We start from the raw sequence: 21,497 nt of genomic DNA, 5'->3' as shown, positions 1-21,497 counted from the left end.
CAGGCCCCCAGCTCACATGCAGATCATTCCAATCCATCAGGCAGCCTCCCCTGGCATCACCGGGAACACGGCATAGCCGCCAACCTCCGCAGCAGCGGCCTCCGCCTTTACTCGCCCGGGGTTGTTCTTCACGGTCGGGTCATCATCGCCAGCAATCACCAGATAACGATCGGGGTGAGCTGCACGGATCGCGCGAGCGACCGGTAGGAGATTCCCCGAATCAATGGCAACCGCAACGGCGCAGGACGTCGCGTGATGCACGCTCGCTGCCGTCGCATAGCCCTCAGCCACATACAAAGGCTGAGCAAACAGCGGTTCGCTGATCAGATGGAAGCAACCACCCTTGCGCCCGTACTTCGGGAAGAGCTTCGTGCCCTGCTCATTGATCGCCTGCAGGCTCCACAACTTGCCCGCCGCGTCGCGCAGCGGCACCGCAAGGGTCCCGGCCTTGAACATCATGAAGCTGATCGAATCCGGCCTCGGCTTCGGCAGGTTCTCGAAGAAGGCCTTCGTCTCACTGCCCACCCACACGTCACACCGCTGCCGCGCGTCATCGATGGCGAGCACCACCGTGTAATGAAAGAAGCCCACACCAAAAGCCCCTACCTGCTTACGCTCAAGGTAGGGGCTCGTGCCGTCGGGCTTGCAGTGCTTCGTCCAGATCTGCTCGCAGGCCTGGGCAACAGCCTCGCGCATTACGCCCAGCCGCGCTTCGTCGGCCTCAATCTCCGCCTGCCGCGTGGCGCGGCGCTGTTCAGCCTCGGCACTCAGCCTGCGCTTCTCTTCGGCCGTGATCGGCTCACGGCGGGGCGACCAGCCATTGTCCTTTGCCAGCTTGATCACCGTGCCCATGCCAGTCCCGCGCTTGCGGCACGACTTCCACACGCTCTTCGCATCCGCCGAGTTGTAACCGTCACCCGTCTGGCTCCACGCGTTCCAGATATCGAACCCGGCTTCACCGAACTCCGCCTTCACACCCATCGCCATCGCCAGCCAGGTGTCGCGGTTATCGGCATCGATAAAGGTCAGCAGTTCGGCCAGATCGAGCAGCGTAAGAGGGATTTGCTCAGCCATTGGCCGGCCCTCCCGCCTTTAGCGCCGCCAGCTCGGCCAGTGCTTGTTCAAGCTTGCGCCATGTATTGCGATGCCGCTCGCGCTGCCGGAGGACCTCCTCGCGCAAGCCCGCAATGATTCGCTCTGCATCGTTTTCAACCACGACGCACCCCCTTCGCCCGCAGGTCGATCAGGTTCTGGCACGGCACACACAACCGGCACCCCTTCACCGCCTCCTGCCGCTCCTTCGGAATGTCATCACCACACTCCTCGCACTCGGCCAGGCTTACGCCCTGGTACTGCACGCGGTTATCGATGCTGCGCTGCAACTGCTCGGCCATGGCCCGCTCGGCCATCTCGATGATGTGTTCATCCATGAGCCACCTCCTCCAACGCTTGCTCCATTGCCTGCTCCGCACCGGCGACAATGCCGATGATCTCGCCGATCATCTTGTTCGCGTGGTAACGCAGCGTTTCCACCTCGTGGTGCTCCCATACGTTGTCCGCCGCGCCCGCGTGCAGGCTGCCGACAAACTCTCCCTCGGCTTTCAGCAGCTCGCCCAGCGCCTTCAACGCATCGCGCGTCGCCGGTACCGGCCTGGGTACGAACACCACCGCACCGGCCGGGCGCACCAAAGCCGCCAGCAGGCGCGGGTCACGCGTTGCAGCAACGATTTCCTCGATCAATTCGGGATGGATGGGGCGGTTGTTCGTAGGGTTCAGGCGCTTGCTCAGCTCGTCCGGGTCAATCCCGATCGTCAGCGCAATGCAGTTCTGCCCGCCTACCGCATCGCGGGTAGCGCGGTATAGCGCCTGGCGAGTGTTCAACACCGGCCCGGCGGCCGGCAAAAGGTCTTTCCGACTCATGGTTTTAAAGCCCCGGTAACGCTGTAGCCATTCGTCGGGCATTTGCCTACTCTATGGCTACAGCAGTCGTCGCCCGTCGCAATACTTGCTGTGTCTCGTCGGGCTGACTGTTGAGGTGATCGGCTGGTAACCGCTCACCGGACCGTCGAAGCTGGGGTTTCATTGGTAAGTGGGTCCCCAGTTTTCGACCTCTATTGCACCTGCCGCCATGGCGACAGGTTGTGTCTCTGGCCTTTCTGGCCCTGCCGGTACCGGTCTGGTGGTAAGCCTCCCGGTACCGGCTCCGCCGCCCCGCTCTGCGCGGTGGTAAGTGTGCGACGGGTGTAATTGGTTAGGTACGGCGTTCGGCTTCGCGGCGCTCTGAGGCGCGGCGTTCGCCGGACCGGCGGTCGCTTGCGCGCCGCTCAGGCTGATTAGCGAAAGAGTGATCAACAGCCTCACTCGCCTTACGTGGAGCGGCTATAGCCTTCAAGCGATTGATGTCGAATGGATTGCCCTGCTCCGCTGCCGCCCGGGCCAACTGGCTGACATAGGTCGTCTCCCCGGTGTACTCGGTACGAGGCAACGCATCAGCAGCAATCCACTTGTAGACGGCCCTAACGCTCACGCCGCAAGCCTTCGCTGCCGCTTTGGCGCCGCCTACCGATTGGACTGCCTCTTTAATCGTGCTCATTACGAGCCTCCTCGGCAAAACTGTGAACCTGAAGTACATATTATGACGGAACTGAAAGTACATGCAAGGGCATGCGAAATTGAACCTATGGTTCAACATGACGATTTTCGACAGGCTTTCTCGCAACGCCTCAAAGCAGCACTAGCCGTTAAAGGCATAGACGCTTGGGGCGCAGGCGCTCGCCTGGCCAAAGTGGCAGGGGTCACACCGAGAGCCGCCAGTAAGTGGCTCAATGGCGAGGCGATCCCAGGTCCTAGCAAGATGCTTGCGATCGCTGGGGAACTTGGCGTCAGGCGCGAGTGGCTTCAGTTCGACGAAGGCGCGATGCTTTCCGAGGCCGGCCAGCGCATAACGAACGTCGAGCCGGGCCCAGACATTGCCAGCCCCTATCGCGCGGTAAAGATTGTCGGCACCGCGCAGATGGGCGCCGAAGGGTACTGGCACGCGCTGGACGACGGCGACGGCGTGGTCGATATCCCCTCTCGCGATCCAGGCGCTTACGCGCTGCGATTGAAAGGCGACTCAATGGCCCCAGCCATTCGCAGCGGCTGGATCGCAGTCTGTGAACCAAACGGCCGACTGGTACCAGGTGAGTACGTCATGATCAGGCTGCGCGACGGCGAAAGCATGCTAAAGCTGCTCGGCTACGCCAACGACGTCGAAGTCGGCGTGCTCTCGGTCAACCCGATCTACGACATGCGCACCATCGCCTTCGACGACATCGAGCAAATACACTTCGTCGGGGCCATCGTCCCGCCAAGTAAAGTCAGAATCTAACGCAACACAACGCAAGGAAGCGAAACCATGAGTTACCTCGTTCTCACCCGCCGCGAAGGTGAAAAGATCACCCTGCGCGTCCAGCCCGGCACAGAGGCTGATGATCTACTCGCTCAGCTGTTGCTGGAAGGCATCACGATCGAACTGAAAGACATTGATGGCAACCGCGCAAAGATCGCGATAGAAGCCCCGCAGGACCTGCAGATCCTTCGAGCCGAGCTGGAAGAAGCATGATAGCGGCAAGCCAAGCATGATCCGCCGCACAATCGCGTGTTTACGTCTGTCGGCTGTACAAGCGGCCAGTATTCGCATCGTTAGCAGTTGCTATACACTCTAAGTGTACAAGTCGCTATACTCGCGCGCCTTTCGAGTAGCCTGATGAACAATTCAGGAATCTCGAAGGTCACAGCATGTGAATCTCCACCGATTGCATGTCGCAACACATAAGAGGATATACGCCATGTCTAGCAACCCTTTCGTTCTGCGCTGCTATGCAGAGAAGAAGGATGGTTTGTGGATAGCCGCGTGCCCCCAGTTTACGCTGGCGGCTCAGGGAGATAGCTTTGAAGAGGCCAAGGGCAAGCTTGAGGCGCAGATAAAGTCTTACGTTGTCGAGGCGCTCACCGTTGACCGCGCACACGCAGCAGAGCTGCTTAGCCGGCAAGCGCCGCTTGCCATGCGACTGCGCTATCAAGTGCTATCGTTCGTCTGCAACCTAGCTCGCAGCAGTCGTAAACGCATTCGTTTCTTTCAGGAACCAGCACTACAGTACGTCGGCTGCTAAGGATAAAGAATGTGGTCAGGGAGGTACAAACCACTAACCTACAAGGAAGTGATAGGAGTCCTAAAAAAGCTTGGCTTCACGTTTCGTAACCAAGAGGGCAGTCACGAGCAGTGGGTGCGGGAAGGAAATCCCTTCCGAAAGGTGACTGTCGACAAGCCGAAGCAGCCTTTCTGCGGCGACCTGATCAAATACATGTGTCTCCAAGCAGGGGTCACGAAAAAGCAGTTTTACTCGAAGCTCGACTAGCCCCGCACTCAGCGGGGCTTTTCTTTTATCCCTCCCAATCGTCGTGCAGAGCTTCACAGACGCGGGGTATGTCACTCAAGCACATGCCTTGGCCAGCCAACCTCACCGCGCGGTCAATCCTGACCTCTCAGCCCCGTTTCTGCGGGGCCAGCTATCAACTTGCCCTCAAACTTTACATATCAAATTCCTCCCACTCCGTTCCGATTGAACTTTCGCTAAGCCCTTATTACTGTACGGATATCCAGCAGTAAGGAGGAAGCCATGAATCGGACTCAGGCTCAAAGCATCACCCACCAGCGCCAGGCATCCAGCTATGGCCGGCTGGTTCGCCGTATCAACCACCTCATCACCACACCCCGTGCCCAGGTCGAACGCCAGGCGAACCTCGCGCGGCATCCGGACGACCGCCCGGAAGACTGGGAGCGCCTACTGGACGAGATCCAGCAAACGGACGGCGTAGCCATGACGCACCGCGCAGACGGCACCGTGCATGTGCGCTGGCGGAGCATTGAACACAACTAGTTCAATCAGCGTGAACCTGCCGCTCCGAATTATGAACTGTAGGTACTTGACTGAAGTGAACCACTAGTACATATTTCTTCCCGTACCCACTTACCAAGGTTACGGTCATGCAGACACAGCACAGCGCCACCCGCTGCCCGGTTTACCTCCACCCGGCAGCGGCAACCAACCCCAACACCGTCGCCAGCATTCAGCGCGCCACCGGCCAATTGATCGTGCTCACCGGCGGCCGCCCGCAACTCAAGCAGCAGCCCACCCAGCCCGCCTTTGAAGACTTCGGTCCGTTCGGAGGCGACGCCGCATGAGCATCTTCACCCTCACCAAGGGCAGTTCAACCGCCCTCGGTTATCTGGCCCGCCGGGCCGGTACCGAGCAGTTGCTACTGACCCAGCCCGCACGCGAACTGCGCGCCGAGATCAACATCGAGCCGAGCGGCCTCGCCGACCGAAGCGGCGGCCAGGTCCACGCGGTGCTCTGGCTGCGCGAACAGCGCCACAGCATCACGCTGCAGCGCGACGACAGTGCCAACGCCCAGCACCTGACGGAATGGGTCGAAGCGATCGCCAACGGCACGCTGGAGACAGCCGCGGGTATTCCGCAGCGCCCAGCCCCTGCCGAGCTATCGCCCTGCTGCAAATGCGGCAGCGAGGCCATCGCCTACGACTACGCAGGCCCCGGCGACGTCTTCTTAAACGGCGTGAAATGCCGCCACGGCGATTGCCAGTCACTGGAAGGCGCTCCCACGCCCGCAATCGCGCGCGATGCCTGGAACGAGATCCAGCTTGAGCATCTGAACGAGCAACCCGCCACAGGCACCGACATGGTCAACCACCCACCGCACTACACCGGCCACCCGAGCGGCGTGGAGTGCATCGAGGTTGCCGAGCACCTGCCGTTCTGCCTGGGCAATGCCTTCAAGTACCTGTACCTCCGCAATGCGTGCGGCAGCGTGGTGGAAAACATTGAACAGGCTATCTGGCACGTCAACCGCCACAACGAGACGTATCCAGACAAGCCCGCCCTACCGGAAGAGGCACGCGAGGCGCTGGGCGAGATCGTTGTTCACGAACCGCACCCCTTCGGCGCCTGCATGCTGATCATCGCCGGTCCCGCGCAATGCGGCGCCTATGACACCTGCCTTGAAATGCTGAAGAGCGAAGCCGAGCGGCTGCGCTGGATTGCTCAGCACGACGCGGCAGCAGCCTGAGGGCCACCCATGAACAGGAACCTAGACGCTACCGCCGCCGTGCTGGGCATGGGCCCGCGCATCCTGCGCCGCCGCCTGCGTGAGCTGGGCATTCTCCAGCAGAACGGTGAACTGGCCTGTGCGCACCGCGACAAGGGTTACCTGTTCGTGGATACCCGCTCGCGCTGGAACACCAGCATCGGCGCTTACAGCCACTACCCGGTGGTGATGAGCACCGAAGCCGGCATCGCCTGGCTCGCCAAGCAGCTCGATAAAACCGTGACTCAGAAGGGAGCCGCCGCATGAAGTCCAACCCCATTACCGATGCCATCGGCGCGCTCAAACTGGTCCCGATCGTTCACTACCACCCGGACATCGTCAGCGCCGACGCCATGCTGGGCGCAGCCAGAGAGGCCGTAGAACGCCTGCAGGCTATCGACCCCGCCGCGCTTGAGCTGGCTGAGGTGTATCGGGTGGTCGCGGCAGAACTGGCCCCAGGCCAAACGCTCTACGTCACGCCGACCACCTGCACCGAGCGGCCCTATGGCGCCGTCGTTACTGACGCGGCCGGCGCGCTGATTGCTACTGCCGCCGGCAAGACCATCGACGGGCTCGCCATGCTGATCCGCATGCGCCTCCCGGCGGGGTGCGGGGAGGCAGTAGCGTGATCATCGCAACCAGCACCTACCAGCAATTGCTGCGCCGCTACGACCGGCCCTGCCTGCCGCTTGACGACGTGCGCGCCGAGTACCTGCCGCACATCAGCAGCATGGATCACCTGCTTGAAGAGATCCGCAAGGGCGCCATCCGCCTGCGCTACGTGCGCCTGCATGGCAGCCGCAAAGCCCCACCCGTGGTGTACCTGCACGACCTGGCCAAGTGGCTGGACGCGCAAGACCCGAACAACGAGCAACAACCAACCGCCGCCCACCAAGCGGCATAACGCAGCAAAGGGAGACACAGCATGAAACCCACCGACGTAAATGACTTTCTCGGCTCACTCAACGCCGGCGTATTCGCAAGCCAGGTAGGCCGCGCCTTGTCCGATGTCGCCGCTGGCGTTGTCGACCACGGCAAGCCAGGCGAAGTCACGCTGAAGTTCAAGCTCAAGCAGATCGGCCAGAGCCACCAGGTGGCGGTCAGTCACACGCTGGATTTCGTCCAGCCGACCAAGCGCGGCAAAAAGCGCGAAGACACCAGCCTCGATACGCCCATGTACGTGACTGAGAGCGGCCTCACCCTGTTCCAGACCGACCCCACGCCGCAGATGTTCAGCCGCGAGGATGCGCCCGTTAACGCGCGCGAAGTCTGACCGCAGTAGCAAAACCCACTTACCAACAAGGAAGCAACACCATGCCACTGAGCAAAGAAGCCATTCAGCACATCGAGTCCCAGGCCGTCATCGCTGCAGCTAAGCCCATCACCGTTGAAGGCGGCACCACCGTTGCCGTACTTCCCGAAAACATCCGCCTCCACACGATGGAAGTGTTCCAGCCGCTGCGCGACCGTTTCCGGGGCGCCATGGTTACCCATTCGATTGAGGACTTCGCCAAGTACGTCAAGGCGCACGAAACCGATGACGCGGCGCCAGTAGACCCGCGCGGCTTCATCGATCAGGACGCCATGCGCGCCACCATCATCTTCAACCTGGGCGCACCCGGTGCCGCTGGCCACGGCGACGACACCGCCATGCTGACGCTCAAGCCCACCGCCGCCTATGCCGCAATGCAGGCCAATGTCGGCAAGCCGCTCGCCCAGCAAGCACTGGCCGAATGGCTGGAAGACTGGCTGCCCAATCTGCAAGCCGTCGCTGGCGAATCCGATCTGCCTATGCTGCAGGCCATCAACGCCATCCGCCGCATGATCATCAAGGCCACCAGCCAGCGTGACAGCAACGTGGGCGACTTCTCCAGCAGCCGGTCGGCCATGGACGAGATCGAGGCCAGGAGTCAGGACACCCTGCCCTCCGCCTTCATTTTCACCACCGTGCCGTTCGAAGGCCTGCAGCCGGCGAACATCACCCTGCGCCTGTCGGTCATCACCGGCCGCGACGAGCCGATGCTCAAACTGCGATGGGTCGGGGAAGAGGCCCAGCGGGAAGAGTTCGCCCGGGAGTTCAAAGCCGTGCTCGAGCAGCAGGTCGGCGGCTTCGTACCGCTCACCATCGGCACCTTCGCGCTTGGCAAGTAACTAGAAACATCACCAGCACCTGCCCGTCGCAGCCACTTACCACGGCTCTGCGGCGGGCATCAGGGGAGACACAGCATGAACTTCACCACTTACCAGATCATTGCGTTTATCGGCAGCATGGCCGGGATGGTCATCGTCTTCGGCCTTGGCTTCGTCGAGGGTCGCCGCAGCCGCCGCGAACAGTTTGACCGCATCCGCACCGAGCACCTTGAGGAGCTCGCCACGATCCGCCACCAGCTCGACCGTGCCAAGCACGAACACACCCTCAGCCGCCTCAACGCCGCTCAGGCGATTGAAAACATGACAACCGAATCAGACCAGCGCATTGACGAACTGGTCCGGCTGCGTGAGCAGACCGCGAACGCCCTGGCCGCTGTGCGCATCTATTCAGCCGTCGCGCTCACCGAAGACGACGCCGCGAATATGACGGCCATCGCCGCCAAGCTCAGCCTTGCCGCGCAAACCTTCAGCAACCTCAACGCCCGAGACCAGGCGGAAAGCTGCCGCAAGCTTTCCAGCTTCGCCACCGCCCTGTTCGAACGCTACTGGAGCGCTCAGCCACGCCTGACACAGGAGCAAGTGGCATGAGCTGGATACTCACCTATACCGGCCAACGCTTCGACCTGCTCGCACCGCGCGCGGAGCTGATCACCACCATCGACATCGCCCATGCCTTGGCACACGTCTGCCGCTTTGGTGGTCACACCCGCCATCATTACTCGGTAGCGCAGCACAGCCTGGTGGTCGCTAGCATCGTCCCGCCCGGCCTACAGCTGGTTGCACTGCTGCACGACGCCACTGAAGCCTATGTGGGTGATCTGGTGCGACCGCTCAAGGCACTGCTACCCGACTACAGCGAGATCGAGCACGGCATCTGGCTCGCCATCTGCGACCGCTTCAACCTTGATCCTGTCCTGCCTGCCAGCATTCACGAAGCCGACATGATCGCCCTCGCCACCGAGCGCCGCGACCTCATGCCCGAACACGGTGAAAAATGGCCCTGCCTTTCAGGCGTCACCCCGCTACCGGCCACCCTGCCCCGATGGACCAGCGACCACGCGTCCATTCAGTACCACAGCAAGCTGCTCGAGCTCATGCAAACCCACCACCGCGCTCGCGCACTCGGCACCTGGGAACGGATCGACGAAGCACACGCCGGCGCAGCTGCGCCGCAGTGCATGTGAGCAAAATGCAAACAATAAAGCTACGAAGCGGCTGCAGCCTGTACAGCACTAACCCGCGCCCTGATATCCCTGAGCTTGGCTGGAGAAAATGTTCCGAGCGCGTATGGATCATCGAGAACATCGAATATAGCCATGACCTCCATCCGCAAGGTTTGCAGGTGGCCAAGACGCCCGGTATGCAAGTCATTGAGATGGGCATCACCAATGCGGCGCAGAAACTCATCAAGCATAAAGCGGTATCTATCCTGCTTTTTAGCTTGAACAGGCGCCGGCTCCTTGGTCAGCCTGTCAATCAAATGAATCAGCTCAGTGCAGGAAAAGACGAAGCGCGTTCGATAAACCGAATCTGCCAAAAGTCTTTCCGTCTCCTGAGCAGCAACCTGCGCCTCATGCTGGGATCTCGCAATATCTGCTGCGAACAAAACCGCCATAATCGTACCAATCGCCTGCACCCAGCTCGACAGAGCGGCATTCCAAGAGAACGGCAATACGATCAGAAGCAGGACCACAGCCCCCATCCAGAGCACACCGATTGCAATCCTTCGCGATACCAGTTCTCTATAAATCATCCTTGCCTCTCCACTCTGAATATCTACTTTGACTTCGAAGCGTATTCGCTCTCGCCGACAAACGATGTGATCGCCCTCCGTTGTGAAACGACGCCAGACCTATTTGGGACCGAGGTTACTCGGCGGTGGCTAGAGAGGGTATCTGTATGACCTGCACCATCTTCTACACCACCGAAATGCCAAACGAGCAGGCTAAGGTCAGCGGCACCCCGCCGCGTAAGCCAATGCGCTGGGCTGTTGAGTACTTGGTGAAAACACCGGACGGCCGCACCTTGGTCGAGAATACCAAAACCATACAGCGCGCCACCTTCGAAGAGCTGCGCGAAGTCATGGACCACACCATCGGCGCGATCGGGGACGAGGCCGGCAACATCGCCAGCTTCGTCAGCTGGCGAGCCACCGCCCGAGGCGGCAGCAGTAAGCGGAGAGCCCGGCGATGAACCAGCCAGCAATCGACATTCTGATAAAGCTGCCAGAAGTGTGCCGCCAAGTGGGGCTGGGTAAGTCAGCGATCTACGAAATGATTGCCGCCGAGGCATTCCCGGCGCCGATCAAGCTGGGCCGGTACTCACGCTGGTCGCAGTCGGAGATTCAGGGATGGGTAGAAATGCAAAAGGCCGCCAGAAAGGCGGCCTGATTCGTCACACGTCGGTATCAGCTGTCCGACGCTGCAACCAGATTGACGTCGCCAAAGAGGCTAACCCAGGCGTTGCGCTCATTGAGAAGCGCAGTGTCGAAGTCCCGACTCCACATTGCAAGCCAGCTCTCAAGCTCCTCAACGGTGTATTCATGACGCGCTACGCCAACCATGATCTCTACAAGCTCATGCTCGGGAGCAGTTAACTCGTAACCATTGATCAGCAAAAAAATAGCACCTGCCATCGCGGCGGTGCGCTTATTTGCATTTTCAAATGGGTGATTTTGGATCAGGCTTTCGATCAGCACGGCAGCAAGAACAAACATATCGTCTTCTTGCGCATAGTAGCGATGCTGCGCGGGCCGCTGCTGAGAAGAGGACAGTTCTCCCCTTTTCAGCACCCCAATTCGCTCATCCGGCGTCTGCTGGAGGATCAGCTGTTCGTTGATGTGAATGAGCGCGTCAACGTTTAGGTAACGGATACCTTCGAAGACCTCGATGTGTGCTCCGCTACCTTTCATTCACTCAAACCTTGGATAGGTCATCCATTGCTTTCTCATAACGATGGAAAGCAACGCAAAAAGCCTTGTTTAGCTGGACGTCGTAATAGCCTTCCGCCGGACGCGCCTTTGCTACACGAGACTTGTCGCGCGGCGGTATATAAACACGGTCAGCTTTCGGTAATGCATTGCCCATGACTCTCTCCTTTCCGGCACAGCCGGTTTGCTCATGATCCAGCACCGCTGGATCCCAGCCCTAAATTCACTATAGCCCTTTGATCAGGGCGCAAAAAACCACGACGATGCGTGGTTGGTGAGAAAAAAGGCCAGTTTTCAACGTTTGTAGCTCTGAGAAGACCCTTCTCACACAAGCTAGAACTCGTTGTACGTTGCGTATTTAACAATACGCGTGACAGTCACGCTAGCTATTTATGCGTCTCTGAACGTGTCGTCAGACGTTCGGCACACATATCGTAGACTGGCTCACAGCTCTGTAGTTTCGTAGACTTTACGACACCAAACGCTACAACCAATCCATAGCAGACGCTATCGCCTTGATAAATTGCAATCAATTGCAATCCCTTAAGCGGCAGCGAAAGATGCCAGGTAGTCTGCCCAAAGCTGCATCAATGCACCTCGCTCCTCCAAGTACTGCGCATGGTTATACGCCGCACGGGCGCTGCTCCGTTCCACATGCGCAAGCTGCAGCTCGATCACCTCGCCTCGCCAGCGGCCCGACTCGTAAAGATGCGTCGAGGCCGTAGCGCGGAAGTCATGACAATGCCAGCCCTCCATGCCGAGGTACTCCAGCGCCCTATTCAGGGTTGTCGCACTGATCGGTTTGTCTGGATGACGCAGCCCAGGAAATAACAGCTCACCCGCTGTAATTCGCCGAAGCTCCCGCAACAGATCCACCGCCTGGCGCGGCAAAGGCACTAGGTGCTTGCGCCGCATCTTCATCCGCTCCGCTGGTATCTCCCAAACCGCGCCGTCCAAATCGAACTCTGACCACCTGGCGCAACGCAGCTCCACCGTGCGAGTAAACAGCATTGGTAGCAAGTACAGAGCGATCACTGTGACTCGATGCCCTTTATAGTCGGCCAACGCGCGATAAAACTTAGCGAGATCAGCCTCAGCCATCGGCTTTGAGTGATTTACCGGCTTCCGCTGAATCGCACCTTTCAGCGCCGCGGCTGGGTCAGCATCAGCGCGCAGCGTCGCGACACCGAACCGGAACACGGCGGAGATCCATTGCCGCACAAGCAATGCGTACGCAGTGGCACCGCGCTTGCTCATCCGAGTCAGGATGTCCAACACATGCGCTGCCGTAATCTCCCGCATCGGCAAACGCCCAATGCGCGGGTACACCTCCGCTTCGAATACCCGCCGCGCCTGGCGCCTATAGGCCTCTGTCCGAGCTGCCAGCCGCTCATCGATCCACTCTTCAGCCACCGCCTTAAACGTGTTGCGGTTCGAGGCCAGCTGCTGCGCTTTCTCCGTCTGGCGTACATGCGAAGGGTGCCGTCCGGCTTTCACGTGCTCACGAGCAACGTCGCGCTCCGTACGCGCGTCAGCCAAGGTGACTTGCGGGTACGCACCTAGCGCAAAGACGTTTTCCTTTCCGGCAATACGATAGCGGTACCGCCACAGCTTCGAACCGTTCGGGCGAACCTCGAGATAGAGCCCGCCGCTGTCGGTGAGCTTGAGCGCAGCAGCACCTGGCTTGGCCTGCCTGATCTTTACGTCGGTTAGGGGCATGGTGCGGGTATGCGGGTATCATTCGGTTGATACCCGCAACGATACCCGCTTTTTACAAGGATGTCCCCGGAGGACGGCGGACGCCGATGGCTGCTCAGACGAGAAAAACCGGGGTGATCACTTAAGAAACCGGACAGACGCGGACAAGTGCGGAAGCCAATGATGATTATCGAGCATCAGCAACATGATCAGTTCTCCTGCTGGTCGCATTCGGCCAGGGCCACCGCGCGGAACATGGCGCGGCGTTTATTGAGCGTTTCTTCCCATTCCAGTGCTGGCTGCGAATCAGCAACGATGCCGGCGCCGGCTTGAACGTGAAGCTCGCCATCCTTGATTACCGCGGTACGTATCGCGATCGCCGTGTCCATGTTGCCGTTCCAGGCCAGATAGCCAACTGCGCCGCCGTATACGCCGCGCTTTACAGGTTCCAGCTCGTCGATGATTTCCATCGCGCGGATCTTCGGCGCACCGGACAAGGTGCCGGCTGGAAGAATCGCGCGCAGCGCATCCATGGCCGTCAGCGGCGCTTTGAGCTGACCGGTGACGTTGGAGACGATGTGCATGACGTTGGAATAGCGCTCGATGATCATCTTTTCAGTCAGCCGCACGGAACCATGCTCAGCCACGCGCCCGACGTCGTTGCGCCCCAGATCGATCAGCATCAGGTGTTCGGCCAGCTCCTTGGCGTCGCTGAGCAGATCCTGCTCCAGCGCCAGGTCGGCTTCCTCGTTGGCGCCCCGCGGGCGGGTGCCGGCGATGGGGCGAACCGTGACCAGGCCCTCCTCAACTCGCACCAGTACTTCCGGCGACGATCCCACCACGTGGAAATCGCCGAAGTTGAAAAAGTACATATAGGGCGTCGGATTGAAGCAGCGCAGCGCACGGTACAAGTCGATCGGCGCCGCCTTGAACGGGATCGACATGCGCTGGGAGATCACTACCTGCATGCAATCGCCGGCGAGGATGTAGTCCTTGATACGGTGGACTGCCTGCTCATAGTCGTCACGACTGAAGCTGGAGCGGAACGTCGGCTCGACGCCAGCGCCTGCCTCGAAATCAAGGCCGAGGCGCGGCGTGATCGGCTGACGCAGCTTTTCCCGCAGCGCTTGCAGCTTCGCCTGCCCCGCCTCGTAGGCGTCAGGCTGCGACGGATCGACCAGCACGATGCAGTGCAGCTTGCCGGCAAGATTGTCGAACACCACCACCGCATCGGACACCATCAGCAGGATATCGGGCGTGCCCAGCGGGTCGGGGTTGGGACAGGTCGCCAGCTTGCGTTCGACGTAACGCACGCTGTCATAACCGAAATAGCCCACCAGGCCACCGTTGAAGCGCGGCAGGCCGTCGACCGGCGCTACGCGATAACGCTGCTGAAAGGCCTCGACAAAAGCCAGCGGGTCTTCGACCTGGCAGCGTTCGATCTCGACACCGTCGGTGGTGACGCTGATGTCATGATCCTGCACCCTCAGCACGGTGCGGCATGGCAGGCCGATGATCGAATAGCGGCCCCACTTTTCCCCGCCCTGTACCGACTCGAGCAAGTAGGAATTGGGTGCGTCGGCGAGTTTGAGATAGAGCGTTAACGGTGTATCGAAGTCGGCGAGGGTCTCGAACGACAGGGGGATGCGGTTGTGGCCTTCAGCGGCCAAACGCAAGAATTCTTCGCGGGTCATGTCAGCCTCGTGGTCGGAGGGAATAGCTGGGTCGAATCGTGCAAACGTACCGGACTTGCCGGCAGGAAATGTCAGGCGCGCCAGCGCCAACGGGCAAGGGCCTTGATGACATTCATCCATTGTTTGCGGGTGACCACCACGATCTGATCTCGTTTTGGGGCGTTACGGGACAGAGGCCACACTAGCGCAGCCCCGAAACCGAAGCAACCAGCTCGCGCAGGTCGTCGACGACCAACGCCGGCTGCTCATCCGCGATGGACTCGCCGTGGTTATAGCCGTAGGTCAGGGCAACGCAAGGCACTGCCGCCGCCTTGGCAGCCCGCACGTCATTGCGCGAGTCACCCACGAACAGCGACTCTTCTGGCACAACGTCCGCCTTGTCCATTACATATAACAGTGCCGCCGGGTCAGGCTTCTGCTGCGGCAAGGTATCGCCGCCGACCAGCCACTGGAAATACCCGGTAAGGCCCTTCTCTTCCAGCAGCGGCTCGATGAACTGCGCCGGTTTGTTGGTGATGATCGCCAGCTTCACCTCGCGCTCGCGCAGCCAGTCCAGACACTCGCGAACACCCGGGTAGACCGTTGTCAGTTCGTGGCCGCCAGCATAGGCCTGCATGAACAGCGCCAGGGCCTCGTCGGCCAGCTCGTACGCTACACCTTCATGTTCAAGCCCGCCGGCCAATGCGCGACGTACCAGGACGCGCGATCCGTTTCCGACCCAGTCGCGTACCTGGGCAATGCCGGCCGGCTCACGGCCGAGCAGCATCAGCATCTTGTCTACTGCTGCGGCCAGGTCTGGCACCGAATCCATCAGGGTGCCGTCCAGGTCGAACATCGCCAGCCGCGGGAGCTTGCCGTCGAATAGCTGCTCCAGAAGGGTCATGGGCGCGCCAGCGCAAGTTCGGCGCGCATCTGGTCGATCACGGCCTTGTAGTCCGACTGGTTGAAGATCGCCGAACCGGCGACGAAGGTATCGGCGCCCGCCGCAGCGATTTCGCGGATGTTCTTAGGGTTCACGCCACCATCGATCTCCAGGCGAATCTCGCGGCCACTGGCATCTATCAGAGCACGCGCTTCGCGCAGCTTGTCGAGGGTATTGGGAATGAACTTCTGTCCGCCGAACCCGGGGTTGACGCTCATCAGCAAGATCATGTCGACCTTGTCCATGACGTACTTGAGCACGTCCAGCGGAGTGGCCGGGTTGAACACGAGACCGGCCTTGGCGCCGCCGTCCTTGATCAGCTGCAGCGAGCGGTCGATGTGCTCAGAGGCTTCGGGGTGGAAAGTGATGTAGCTGGCGCCGGCTTCAAGGAAATCGCCAATCATGCGGTCCACTGGTTTGACCATCAGATGCACGTCGATGGGCGCGGTGACGCCATGCTTGCGCAGCGCGGAGCAGACCATGGGACCGATAGTCAGGTTGGGTACGTAGTGGTTGTCCATCACATCGAAATGGACGATGTCGGCGCCGGCGGCCAGCACATTGTCCACTTCCTCACCCAGACGGGCGAAATTGGCGGAAAGAATCGAAGGGGCGATGGCGAACGGCTGCATGACGACCTCGGGTAGCACGGCGGAATGCCGCGCATTGTACCCGAGGGGTCAGGGTTGCGGCGCGCCTGACATCCGCCACGAATGCCGGCGCGCCAGGTCGGATCAGGTCAGTTCGTCGAAGCACTCGCCGATGATGGCCAGTCCGCGCTCGAGCAACTCGTCCTCGACGGTCAGCGGCACCAGCACCCGCAGCACGTTGTAGTAGGTGCCGCAGGACAGCAGGATCAGCCCCTTATCCCGCGCCCGGGCGACGATCTGCGACGTCAGCGCCGCGGCCGGTCGCGCATGATCGCCGTCCTCGAACAACTCGATGGCGATCATCGCGCCGAGGCCTCGCACCTCGCCAATCTCCTTGTGCCGTACCTGGATGGCCTTGAGCCCGGCGGTGAGTTTCTCGGCTACCACCTTGCAGCGGTCAAGCAGCTTCTCTTCCTCGAAGATCTCCATCACCGCCAGCGCAGCTGCACAGGACAGCGGATTGCCGGCATAGGTGCCGCCAAGCCCGCCCGGGGCGATGGCATCCATAATCTCGGCCTTGCCGCACACGCCGGCAATCGGGAAGCCGCCGCCAACGGATTTGGCAAAGGTAGTGAGGTCAGCAACCACGCCCATCTGCTCCATGGCGAAGAAGGTGCCGGTGCGCCCGGCGCCGGTCTGGACTTCATCGGCGATCAGCAGGATGCCGTGCTCGTCGCACAGCGCACGCAGGCGAGCCATGAAATCCTTCGGCGCGACGTTGAAGCCGCCCTCGCCCTGCACCGGCTCGATAATGATCGCAGCAATGTCGCGCGGCTCGGCGTCGTTCTTGAAGATGCGCTCGATGCTGGCAATCGACTCATCGACGCTGACGCCGTGAATGGAACAGGGGTACTGCGCACGGAATATGCCGCCGGGCATCAGGCCCATGCCCGCCGAGTACGGCGCGACCTTACCGGTCAAACCGAGGGTCATCATGGTGCGGCCGTGATAGGCGCCGGTGAAGGCGATCACCCCGGCGCGGCCGGTAGCGGCGCGGGCGATCTTTACTGCATTTTCCACCGCCTCGGAGCCGGTGGTGACCAGCAACGTCTTCTTGGCGAAATCGCCCGGCACCCGCGCGTTGATCTTCTCGCACAGCTCGACGTAAGGCTCGTAGGCCAGCACCTGGAAGCAGGTGTGGGTCAGCTTGTGCAGCTGGTCCTCGACCGCCTTAATGATTTTCGGGTGCAGGTGACCGGTATTCAGCACGGCGATGCCACCGGCGAAATCGATGAACTCGCGGCCTTCGACGTCAACCACGCTGCTGTTCTTCGCGTGATCGGCAAATATCTGATGGATCTGGCCGACGCCACGGGGGACGGCGGCGACACGGCGTTGCATAAGGGATTCGTTGGTCTTGCTCATAGGCTCCTCGGTAGCCGCTCATCGTCGGCACGGGTCGGAAAGAACGCCATGAAGCGGGTGCGGCAGCATACGATGATCGACTGCCACACCATCCGGGGCGTTCGGATTACAGTAAAACTCCGTGCATTATTTTGCACGTCTGATTTGGGGCCGTCTGGTCAGATACCGCCCCGGCACAGATATTTGATTTCCACGTGCTTATGTAGACCGTACTTCGCGCCTTGCACCGCCTGGATAGTCGCTTGCAGCCAGCGGCTGCCGCTGTCCTTTCGGGCAAGCGCGGGCAACAACGCACAAATGCCACCATGACCCTCACGAGATCGGCAGTTGAGCCGAAACGCTGTTGTAGTGCATCTGTAATGCGTGTGCCAGCATCGATACAACCGAGCAGTTGCATATCAGGAACTTCAATGCATCGACTTCGCGTTTCATTTTGTTTGGCGGCCAGTTTGGTCGTGAGTGTGGTGCCGTGGGCCAGCGGGGCGAACGAGCCCGCCGCCGCGGAGTCGTCAGCACCCGTCCCGGTCGCGGTCGAGCGCCCGCCTACGCCGTCTCGTGGCGATGCTATGGCCGCAGACCTGGTGCGCCAGCTGTCCGCCAGCGAATTCGTCAGCCTCAAGGAGGGCGATGCTGATTTCGTTGCGCTCTGGCGTCCGGCCAATGTTGGCGCGCCCAAAGGAATCATCATTCTGCTGCCGGGGGAAGGTGAGAGTGCTGACTGGCCGAGCGGCATTGGCCCGCTGCGTCGCGGCCTACCAGATCACGGCTGGCACACGTTGAGCCTGAGCCTTCCGGACTCGCCTGCCTTGATCCTGCCGCCCACCGCGGCAGCGGTGGAGCAAGCGCCCGAAGCGCCGGGCGCTGAGCCCGACATCGAGGCCGAGCCCGCTGAACCTGCCGAAGCACCCAATGAGGCGGGCTATCTGCCGGAAGAAACTGCTGCGCCGCCTGCTGAGCTTCCCTTGGAATCGGATGATTCGGAGGCAGCGCGTGATGTCACCACCCCCGAAGATGAGGAGCGCCCTCAGCCAGACCAACCCGAGCGAATTGCTGAACGCATCGAGGCAGCACTGGCCTTCGCGCGCAGCAAGCAGCCAAAGGTCATCGTGTTTCTCGGCCAGCGAACCGGTGGCTACTGGGCGGCGCGATTTGTTCAGCAACAAGGGCCGGCGGATGTCAGGCAGCTTGTCCTGGTAAGACCACAGCAGCCTGATGGCCAGGAGGAGCCGCTTGCACAGCTGGTCCCCACGCTCAAGCTGGCAATCGGTGACTTCTACTATAAGGATGGAGTCGGCAGTCAGTCTGCGGCGCGAGAGCGATTGAATGCGAGCCGGCGCCTCGATCATCCGGCCTACCGTCAAGTCGGGTTGCCTCCGCATACCGGAGACCGAAAGGTAGACCAGGAACAACTACTGCGTCGGGTTCGCGGCTGGCTGGACAAGGAAACTTGATGGAATCTTGAATCGCAGCATGGCCGGCGCGTTAGCGAAACCCTCGCCGCTCACGTATCAAGGTGTAGGCGCTGTGCAGTTCACGCGTTCGTTCGGTCGCGTCACGCACCTGAGCAACCGTTGCGCCAGCTCCGGCCTGCTTGTCAGGATGGTGTTTGCTGAGCAAGCGTCGATAGGCCCGCTTGATGGCCTGCGGCTCGCTGTCGGGGCGCACATCTAAAAGCCGCAGAGCCTGCTCATAAGCACCTCCCAGGTTGCTCGGAGCGCCCTGCCGACGGCTGCTGTGCTGGTCCAGTGCAGCGATCGCAACCGAGTCCCAGCCCATCCATTTGCCCCAGAGCATGATCAGTTCATGCTCCCGTGCATCGATGTGGCCCTGCGCTCTCGCCATTCGCCAGCACGCCTGAAGCACCGCCTTCGCCTCGTTATCGCGCCCACGCAAGCGCTGCAGTGGTTCGCGCAAGCCATCGCCAGTGGACTTCCCTCGGTAGAACGCGTCGATAGCAGCTCGCTGCTGGTCAGGGGTGAGACGCAGGCGCTGCATTTCGCTCCGAGCGGCCTGAATGTGTGACTCACTGATTCGACCGCTGCTTTTGGCCAATCGCCCCAGCAAAAAAAAGAGCAGGTCATTGCCCTGCATCACAGGTTTGGCTCGGGCTAGCCGCTGGCGCAATTTCGCCCATGAGTCGATGCCAAGGCGGCGATCCAGCACCTGACCGATCAAACCGCCAAGCAGTGCGCCCGGAATACTTGCCAGCAGCCAGCCCGCCAGGGCACCGAGTAACGTGATCGGCCAGAACATCTAGATCCGCGCCTCCAGCGCTCGCTCGACTTCAGCGAGGCGCTCGTGGGTGCCGACATCAATCCAGCAGCCATCGAAGCGCTCACCGCTGACTTGTTCAGCCTCCATGGCCTTTCGCAGCAAAGGCGCCAGCTTGAATGCGCCGGTCGTGCAGCCGTCGAACAGATGCGGACTCAATACAGCGATCCCACTGTAGGTCAGCGCCCCACTCAGGTCATCACGGACCACTCCGTCAATCAGCGAGAAATCACCGCCAGGATGGTGTGCCGGATTGTTCACGAGCACCAGATGGGCCAGCCCCTTGAGGGGGCGCCGCAGACCTTCAAAGCTGTAATCGGTCCAGATGTCACCATTGACCACGACGAAGGGTTCATCCCCAAGCAACGGCAGCGCACGATAGATCCCGCCGCCAGTTTCCAGCGGCTCGCCCTCAGGCGAGTAGCGAATCTGGACGCCCAGCGCACTGCCATCGCCAAGACAGACTTCGATCTGCTCGCCAAGCCAGGCGTGATTGATCACCAGTTCGCTGAAGCCTGCCTCGGCCAGTGCGCGAATGTGATACTCGATAAGCGGCACGCCTCCGGCTCGCACCAGTGGTTTCGGCGTGTGCAGCGTCAGAGGACGCAGGCGCTCGCCTTTCCCGGCCGCCAGGATCATGGCCTTCATGACGCGGCCTTTTCTGTGGGTAGACGCTGCAGGAGCTGTTTCAGGTCGGCCAGTTCAGGTCGGCGCGCCAAAACGGTATCGAGATAGGCGAAGAACCGCGGCACGTCAGCCAGGTAGCGCGGCTTGCCATCACGATGACAGATACGCGCGAAGATGCCGATGACCTTGAGATGGCGCTGCAATCCCATCAGATCACTGGCGCGATGGAACTCGGCGAAGTCATCCTGCACCGGTATGCCTCGGGCACGAGCGGTATCCCAGTAGCTTTGCAGCCAGCCAAGCACGCGATCTTCCGGCCAGCTGAGAAAGGCATCCTTGAACAGGGAGGTGATGTCGTAGGTGACTGGTCCGATCACTGCGTCCTGGAAATCAAGCACGCCGGGGTTGGGCTGGCTGAGCATCAGGTTGCGTGGCATGTAGTCGCGGTGCACCAGCACGGTTGGCTGCGCCAGCGCCGAGTCGATCAGCACACGACAGGTTCGATCCCACAATTGTTGCTCATCAGCCGTGAAACTGTGGCCCAGATGCTGCTGCACGTACCACTCGGGGAACAGCTGTAGCTCGCGGCGCAGCAAGGCCTCGTCATAAGCCGGCAGTCCGGCCGTCTTGGCGTTGGCCTGGAACGTCAGCAGCGCCTCCATGGCGTCAGCGAAGAGATCATCGGCATTGCCGCCGTCAATCACATCCAGATAAGTCTTGCGCCCAAGATCACTGAGTAGCAGATACCCCTGCTCGAGGTCGGCGGCGAGGACTTCAGGGACATGCACACCCGCCTCAGCGAGCAGCGAGGCAATCTCCACGAAGGGTCGGCAGTTCTCCTGAGGCGGAGGCGCGTCCATCAGAACGAAACTCAGCTGAGCCGATTCCCAACGGAAATACCGGCGGAAGCTGGCATCACTGCTGGCTGCAACCAGGGTCACCTCGGGCACTTCGCCCCAGCCACGGCGGGTGAAAAGACCTTGTAGATGGGGCTGCAGCCAGGCGTTGAGGTCCAGCAGACGTTGATCATGTTGCGGCATTTC

The 21,497-nt window shown here is 60.9% G+C and carries 33 protein-coding genes; 17 read left to right on the top strand and 16 right to left on the bottom strand.

The window, feature by feature from the left end:
• Positions 1–36 precede the first annotated feature (36 nt).
• From NA619_RS05515 to NA619_RS05495, 5 genes are all read right to left on the bottom strand, one after another.
• Positions 37–1,074, bottom strand: a complete 1,038-nt coding sequence (locus tag NA619_RS05515; protein WP_255960753.1) for a PriCT-2 domain-containing protein — start codon at positions 1,072–1,074, stop codon at positions 37–39.
• The gene (locus tag NA619_RS05510) at positions 1,067–1,216 is read right to left on the bottom strand and encodes a hypothetical protein (protein WP_255960751.1); all 150 of its coding nucleotides are present in this window, start codon (positions 1,214–1,216) and stop codon (positions 1,067–1,069) included. Before NA619_RS05510 ends, NA619_RS05515 begins: the two co-directional genes overlap by 8 nt.
• On the bottom strand, positions 1,209–1,430 hold the full coding sequence (locus NA619_RS05505) for a TraR/DksA C4-type zinc finger protein (RefSeq protein ID WP_255960748.1): 222 nt from the start codon (positions 1,428–1,430) through the stop codon (positions 1,209–1,211). The genes NA619_RS05510 and NA619_RS05505 overlap by 8 nt, the downstream gene beginning before the upstream one ends.
• A complete protein-coding gene (locus tag NA619_RS05500) occupies positions 1,423–1,962 on the bottom strand; it encodes a phage regulatory CII family protein (protein WP_255960747.1) in 540 nt (179 codons plus the stop codon). The genes NA619_RS05505 and NA619_RS05500 overlap by 8 nt, the downstream gene beginning before the upstream one ends.
• A 289-nt stretch (positions 1,963–2,251) precedes the next feature.
• The gene (locus tag NA619_RS05495; RefSeq protein WP_255960746.1) at positions 2,252–2,593 is read right to left on the bottom strand and encodes a hypothetical protein; all 342 of its coding nucleotides are present in this window, start codon (positions 2,591–2,593) and stop codon (positions 2,252–2,254) included.
• A gap of 42 nt (positions 2,594–2,635) precedes the next feature.
• Between NA619_RS05495 and NA619_RS05490 the strand changes: the two genes are divergently transcribed.
• The 14 genes from NA619_RS05490 to NA619_RS05430 all read left to right on the top strand — a co-directional run bounded on the left by NA619_RS05490 (position 2,636) and on the right by NA619_RS05430 (position 9,482).
• Positions 2,636–3,370 (top strand): XRE family transcriptional regulator, encoded by a 735-nt coding sequence (locus NA619_RS05490; RefSeq protein WP_336605444.1) that lies wholly within the window; start codon positions 2,636–2,638, stop codon positions 3,368–3,370.
• A 27-nt stretch (positions 3,371–3,397) separates the two neighbouring features.
• The gene (locus tag NA619_RS05485) at positions 3,398–3,604 is read left to right on the top strand and encodes a carbon storage regulator (protein WP_255960744.1); all 207 of its coding nucleotides are present in this window, start codon (positions 3,398–3,400) and stop codon (positions 3,602–3,604) included.
• A gap of 226 nt (positions 3,605–3,830) precedes the next feature.
• The gene (locus NA619_RS05480; protein ID WP_255960743.1) at positions 3,831–4,154 is read left to right on the top strand and encodes a hypothetical protein; all 324 of its coding nucleotides are present in this window, start codon (positions 3,831–3,833) and stop codon (positions 4,152–4,154) included.
• Between the two features lie 9 nt (positions 4,155–4,163).
• Positions 4,164–4,400 carry a type II toxin-antitoxin system HicA family toxin gene (locus NA619_RS25190; RefSeq protein WP_423836799.1) on the top strand — a complete coding sequence of 79 codons (237 nt, stop codon included), beginning with the start codon at positions 4,164–4,166 and terminating at the stop codon, positions 4,398–4,400.
• Between the two features lie 261 nt (positions 4,401–4,661).
• Complete coding sequence (locus NA619_RS05475) at positions 4,662–4,922, top strand: DUF1654 domain-containing protein (RefSeq protein ID WP_255960742.1); 261 nt, start codon at positions 4,662–4,664, stop codon at positions 4,920–4,922.
• A gap of 107 nt (positions 4,923–5,029) precedes the next feature.
• Positions 5,030–5,227 carry a hypothetical protein gene (locus NA619_RS05470; protein ID WP_255960741.1) on the top strand — a complete coding sequence of 66 codons (198 nt, stop codon included), beginning with the start codon at positions 5,030–5,032 and terminating at the stop codon, positions 5,225–5,227.
• Positions 5,224–6,129, top strand: coding sequence for a DUF3310 domain-containing protein (locus NA619_RS05465; protein WP_255960740.1), 906 nt, complete (start codon positions 5,224–5,226; stop codon positions 6,127–6,129). Before NA619_RS05470 ends, NA619_RS05465 begins: the two co-directional genes overlap by 4 nt.
• A gap of 9 nt (positions 6,130–6,138) precedes the next feature.
• Entirely contained in the window at positions 6,139–6,414 is a 276-nt protein-coding gene (locus NA619_RS05460) for a phage antirepressor KilAC domain-containing protein (RefSeq protein ID WP_255960738.1), read from the top strand.
• Positions 6,411–6,776, top strand: a complete 366-nt coding sequence (locus NA619_RS05455) for a hypothetical protein (RefSeq protein ID WP_255960736.1) — start codon at positions 6,411–6,413, stop codon at positions 6,774–6,776. The genes NA619_RS05460 and NA619_RS05455 overlap by 4 nt, the downstream gene beginning before the upstream one ends.
• A complete protein-coding gene (locus tag NA619_RS05450) occupies positions 6,773–7,051 on the top strand; it encodes a pyocin activator PrtN family protein (RefSeq protein WP_255960734.1) in 279 nt (92 codons plus the stop codon). The genes NA619_RS05455 and NA619_RS05450 overlap by 4 nt, the downstream gene beginning before the upstream one ends.
• Positions 7,052–7,072: 21 nt before the next feature.
• Positions 7,073–7,420 carry a hypothetical protein gene (locus NA619_RS05445; protein ID WP_255960732.1) on the top strand — a complete coding sequence of 116 codons (348 nt, stop codon included), beginning with the start codon at positions 7,073–7,075 and terminating at the stop codon, positions 7,418–7,420.
• 41 nt (positions 7,421–7,461) lie between these two features.
• Positions 7,462–8,298, top strand: a complete 837-nt coding sequence (locus tag NA619_RS05440) for a DUF2303 family protein (RefSeq protein WP_255960730.1) — start codon at positions 7,462–7,464, stop codon at positions 8,296–8,298.
• A 75-nt stretch (positions 8,299–8,373) separates the two neighbouring features.
• Entirely contained in the window at positions 8,374–8,886 is a 513-nt protein-coding gene (locus NA619_RS05435; RefSeq protein WP_255960728.1) for a hypothetical protein, read from the top strand.
• Positions 8,883–9,482, top strand: coding sequence for a phosphohydrolase (locus NA619_RS05430; protein ID WP_255960726.1), 600 nt, complete (start codon positions 8,883–8,885; stop codon positions 9,480–9,482). The genes NA619_RS05435 and NA619_RS05430 overlap by 4 nt, the downstream gene beginning before the upstream one ends.
• A gap of 20 nt (positions 9,483–9,502) precedes the next feature.
• On the opposite strand, the gene NA619_RS05425 is transcribed toward NA619_RS05430, so the two are convergent.
• Positions 9,503–10,051, bottom strand: coding sequence for a hypothetical protein (locus NA619_RS05425; protein ID WP_255960724.1), 549 nt, complete (start codon positions 10,049–10,051; stop codon positions 9,503–9,505).
• 146 nt (positions 10,052–10,197) lie between these two features.
• On the opposite strand from NA619_RS05425, the gene NA619_RS05420 reads away from it, so the two are divergent.
• Both NA619_RS05420 and NA619_RS05415 read left to right on the top strand, forming a co-directional pair.
• Positions 10,198–10,491, top strand: coding sequence for a hypothetical protein (locus NA619_RS05420; protein WP_255960722.1), 294 nt, complete (start codon positions 10,198–10,200; stop codon positions 10,489–10,491).
• Positions 10,488–10,688, top strand: coding sequence for a helix-turn-helix transcriptional regulator (locus tag NA619_RS05415; RefSeq protein ID WP_101153412.1), 201 nt, complete (start codon positions 10,488–10,490; stop codon positions 10,686–10,688). Before NA619_RS05420 ends, NA619_RS05415 begins: the two co-directional genes overlap by 4 nt.
• A gap of 17 nt (positions 10,689–10,705) precedes the next feature.
• On the opposite strand, the gene NA619_RS05410 is transcribed toward NA619_RS05415, so the two are convergent.
• The 7 genes from NA619_RS05410 to gabT all read right to left on the bottom strand — a co-directional run bounded on the left by NA619_RS05410 (position 10,706) and on the right by gabT (position 17,556).
• Positions 10,706–11,209, bottom strand: coding sequence for a type II toxin-antitoxin system death-on-curing family toxin (locus tag NA619_RS05410; protein WP_255960719.1), 504 nt, complete (start codon positions 11,207–11,209; stop codon positions 10,706–10,708).
• Positions 11,210–11,213: 4 nt separating this feature from the next.
• Entirely contained in the window at positions 11,214–11,384 is a 171-nt protein-coding gene (locus NA619_RS05405) for a hypothetical protein (RefSeq protein WP_255960717.1), read from the bottom strand.
• A 386-nt stretch (positions 11,385–11,770) separates the two neighbouring features.
• On the bottom strand, positions 11,771–12,946 hold the full coding sequence (locus NA619_RS05400) for a tyrosine-type recombinase/integrase (RefSeq protein ID WP_255960715.1): 1,176 nt from the start codon (positions 12,944–12,946) through the stop codon (positions 11,771–11,773).
• A gap of 188 nt (positions 12,947–13,134) precedes the next feature.
• Positions 13,135–14,619 (bottom strand): anthranilate synthase component I, encoded by a 1,485-nt coding sequence (trpE, locus tag NA619_RS05395; RefSeq protein WP_255960713.1) that lies wholly within the window; start codon positions 14,617–14,619, stop codon positions 13,135–13,137.
• Positions 14,620–14,800: 181 nt separating this feature from the next.
• Complete coding sequence (locus NA619_RS05390) at positions 14,801–15,502, bottom strand: phosphoglycolate phosphatase (RefSeq protein WP_255960711.1); 702 nt, start codon at positions 15,500–15,502, stop codon at positions 14,801–14,803.
• Entirely contained in the window at positions 15,499–16,173 is a 675-nt protein-coding gene (gene rpe, locus NA619_RS05385; protein ID WP_255960709.1) for a ribulose-phosphate 3-epimerase, read from the bottom strand. The genes NA619_RS05390 and rpe overlap by 4 nt, the downstream gene beginning before the upstream one ends.
• Positions 16,174–16,275: 102 nt before the next feature.
• Positions 16,276–17,556 carry a 4-aminobutyrate--2-oxoglutarate transaminase gene (gene gabT / locus NA619_RS05380; RefSeq protein ID WP_255960707.1) on the bottom strand — a complete coding sequence of 427 codons (1,281 nt, stop codon included), beginning with the start codon at positions 17,554–17,556 and terminating at the stop codon, positions 16,276–16,278.
• A gap of 410 nt (positions 17,557–17,966) precedes the next feature.
• Between gabT and NA619_RS05375 the strand changes: the two genes are divergently transcribed.
• Positions 17,967–19,007 carry an alpha/beta hydrolase family protein gene (locus tag NA619_RS05375; protein WP_255960705.1) on the top strand — a complete coding sequence of 347 codons (1,041 nt, stop codon included), beginning with the start codon at positions 17,967–17,969 and terminating at the stop codon, positions 19,005–19,007.
• A gap of 31 nt (positions 19,008–19,038) precedes the next feature.
• On the opposite strand, the gene NA619_RS05370 is transcribed toward NA619_RS05375, so the two are convergent.
• From NA619_RS05370 to NA619_RS05360, 3 genes are read right to left on the bottom strand one after another with little or no spacing between them, the layout of a single operon-like run.
• Positions 19,039–19,809 (bottom strand): TerB family tellurite resistance protein, encoded by a 771-nt coding sequence (locus NA619_RS05370; protein WP_255960703.1) that lies wholly within the window; start codon positions 19,807–19,809, stop codon positions 19,039–19,041.
• Positions 19,810–20,475 carry an N-acetylmuramate alpha-1-phosphate uridylyltransferase MurU gene (murU, locus tag NA619_RS05365; RefSeq protein ID WP_255960701.1) on the bottom strand — a complete coding sequence of 222 codons (666 nt, stop codon included), beginning with the start codon at positions 20,473–20,475 and terminating at the stop codon, positions 19,810–19,812.
• Complete coding sequence (locus tag NA619_RS05360) at positions 20,472–21,494, bottom strand: aminoglycoside phosphotransferase family protein (protein WP_255960698.1); 1,023 nt, start codon at positions 21,492–21,494, stop codon at positions 20,472–20,474. The genes murU and NA619_RS05360 overlap by 4 nt, the downstream gene beginning before the upstream one ends.
• Positions 21,495–21,497: the final 3 nt, after the last annotated feature.

The organism is Stutzerimonas stutzeri (assembly GCF_024448895.1).
GTDB classification, from domain to species: domain Bacteria; phylum Pseudomonadota; class Gammaproteobacteria; order Pseudomonadales; family Pseudomonadaceae; genus Stutzerimonas; species Stutzerimonas stutzeri_Q.
The sequence above is the reverse complement of the archived record's forward strand: the minus strand, read 5'-3'. Positions and strand labels throughout refer to the sequence as shown.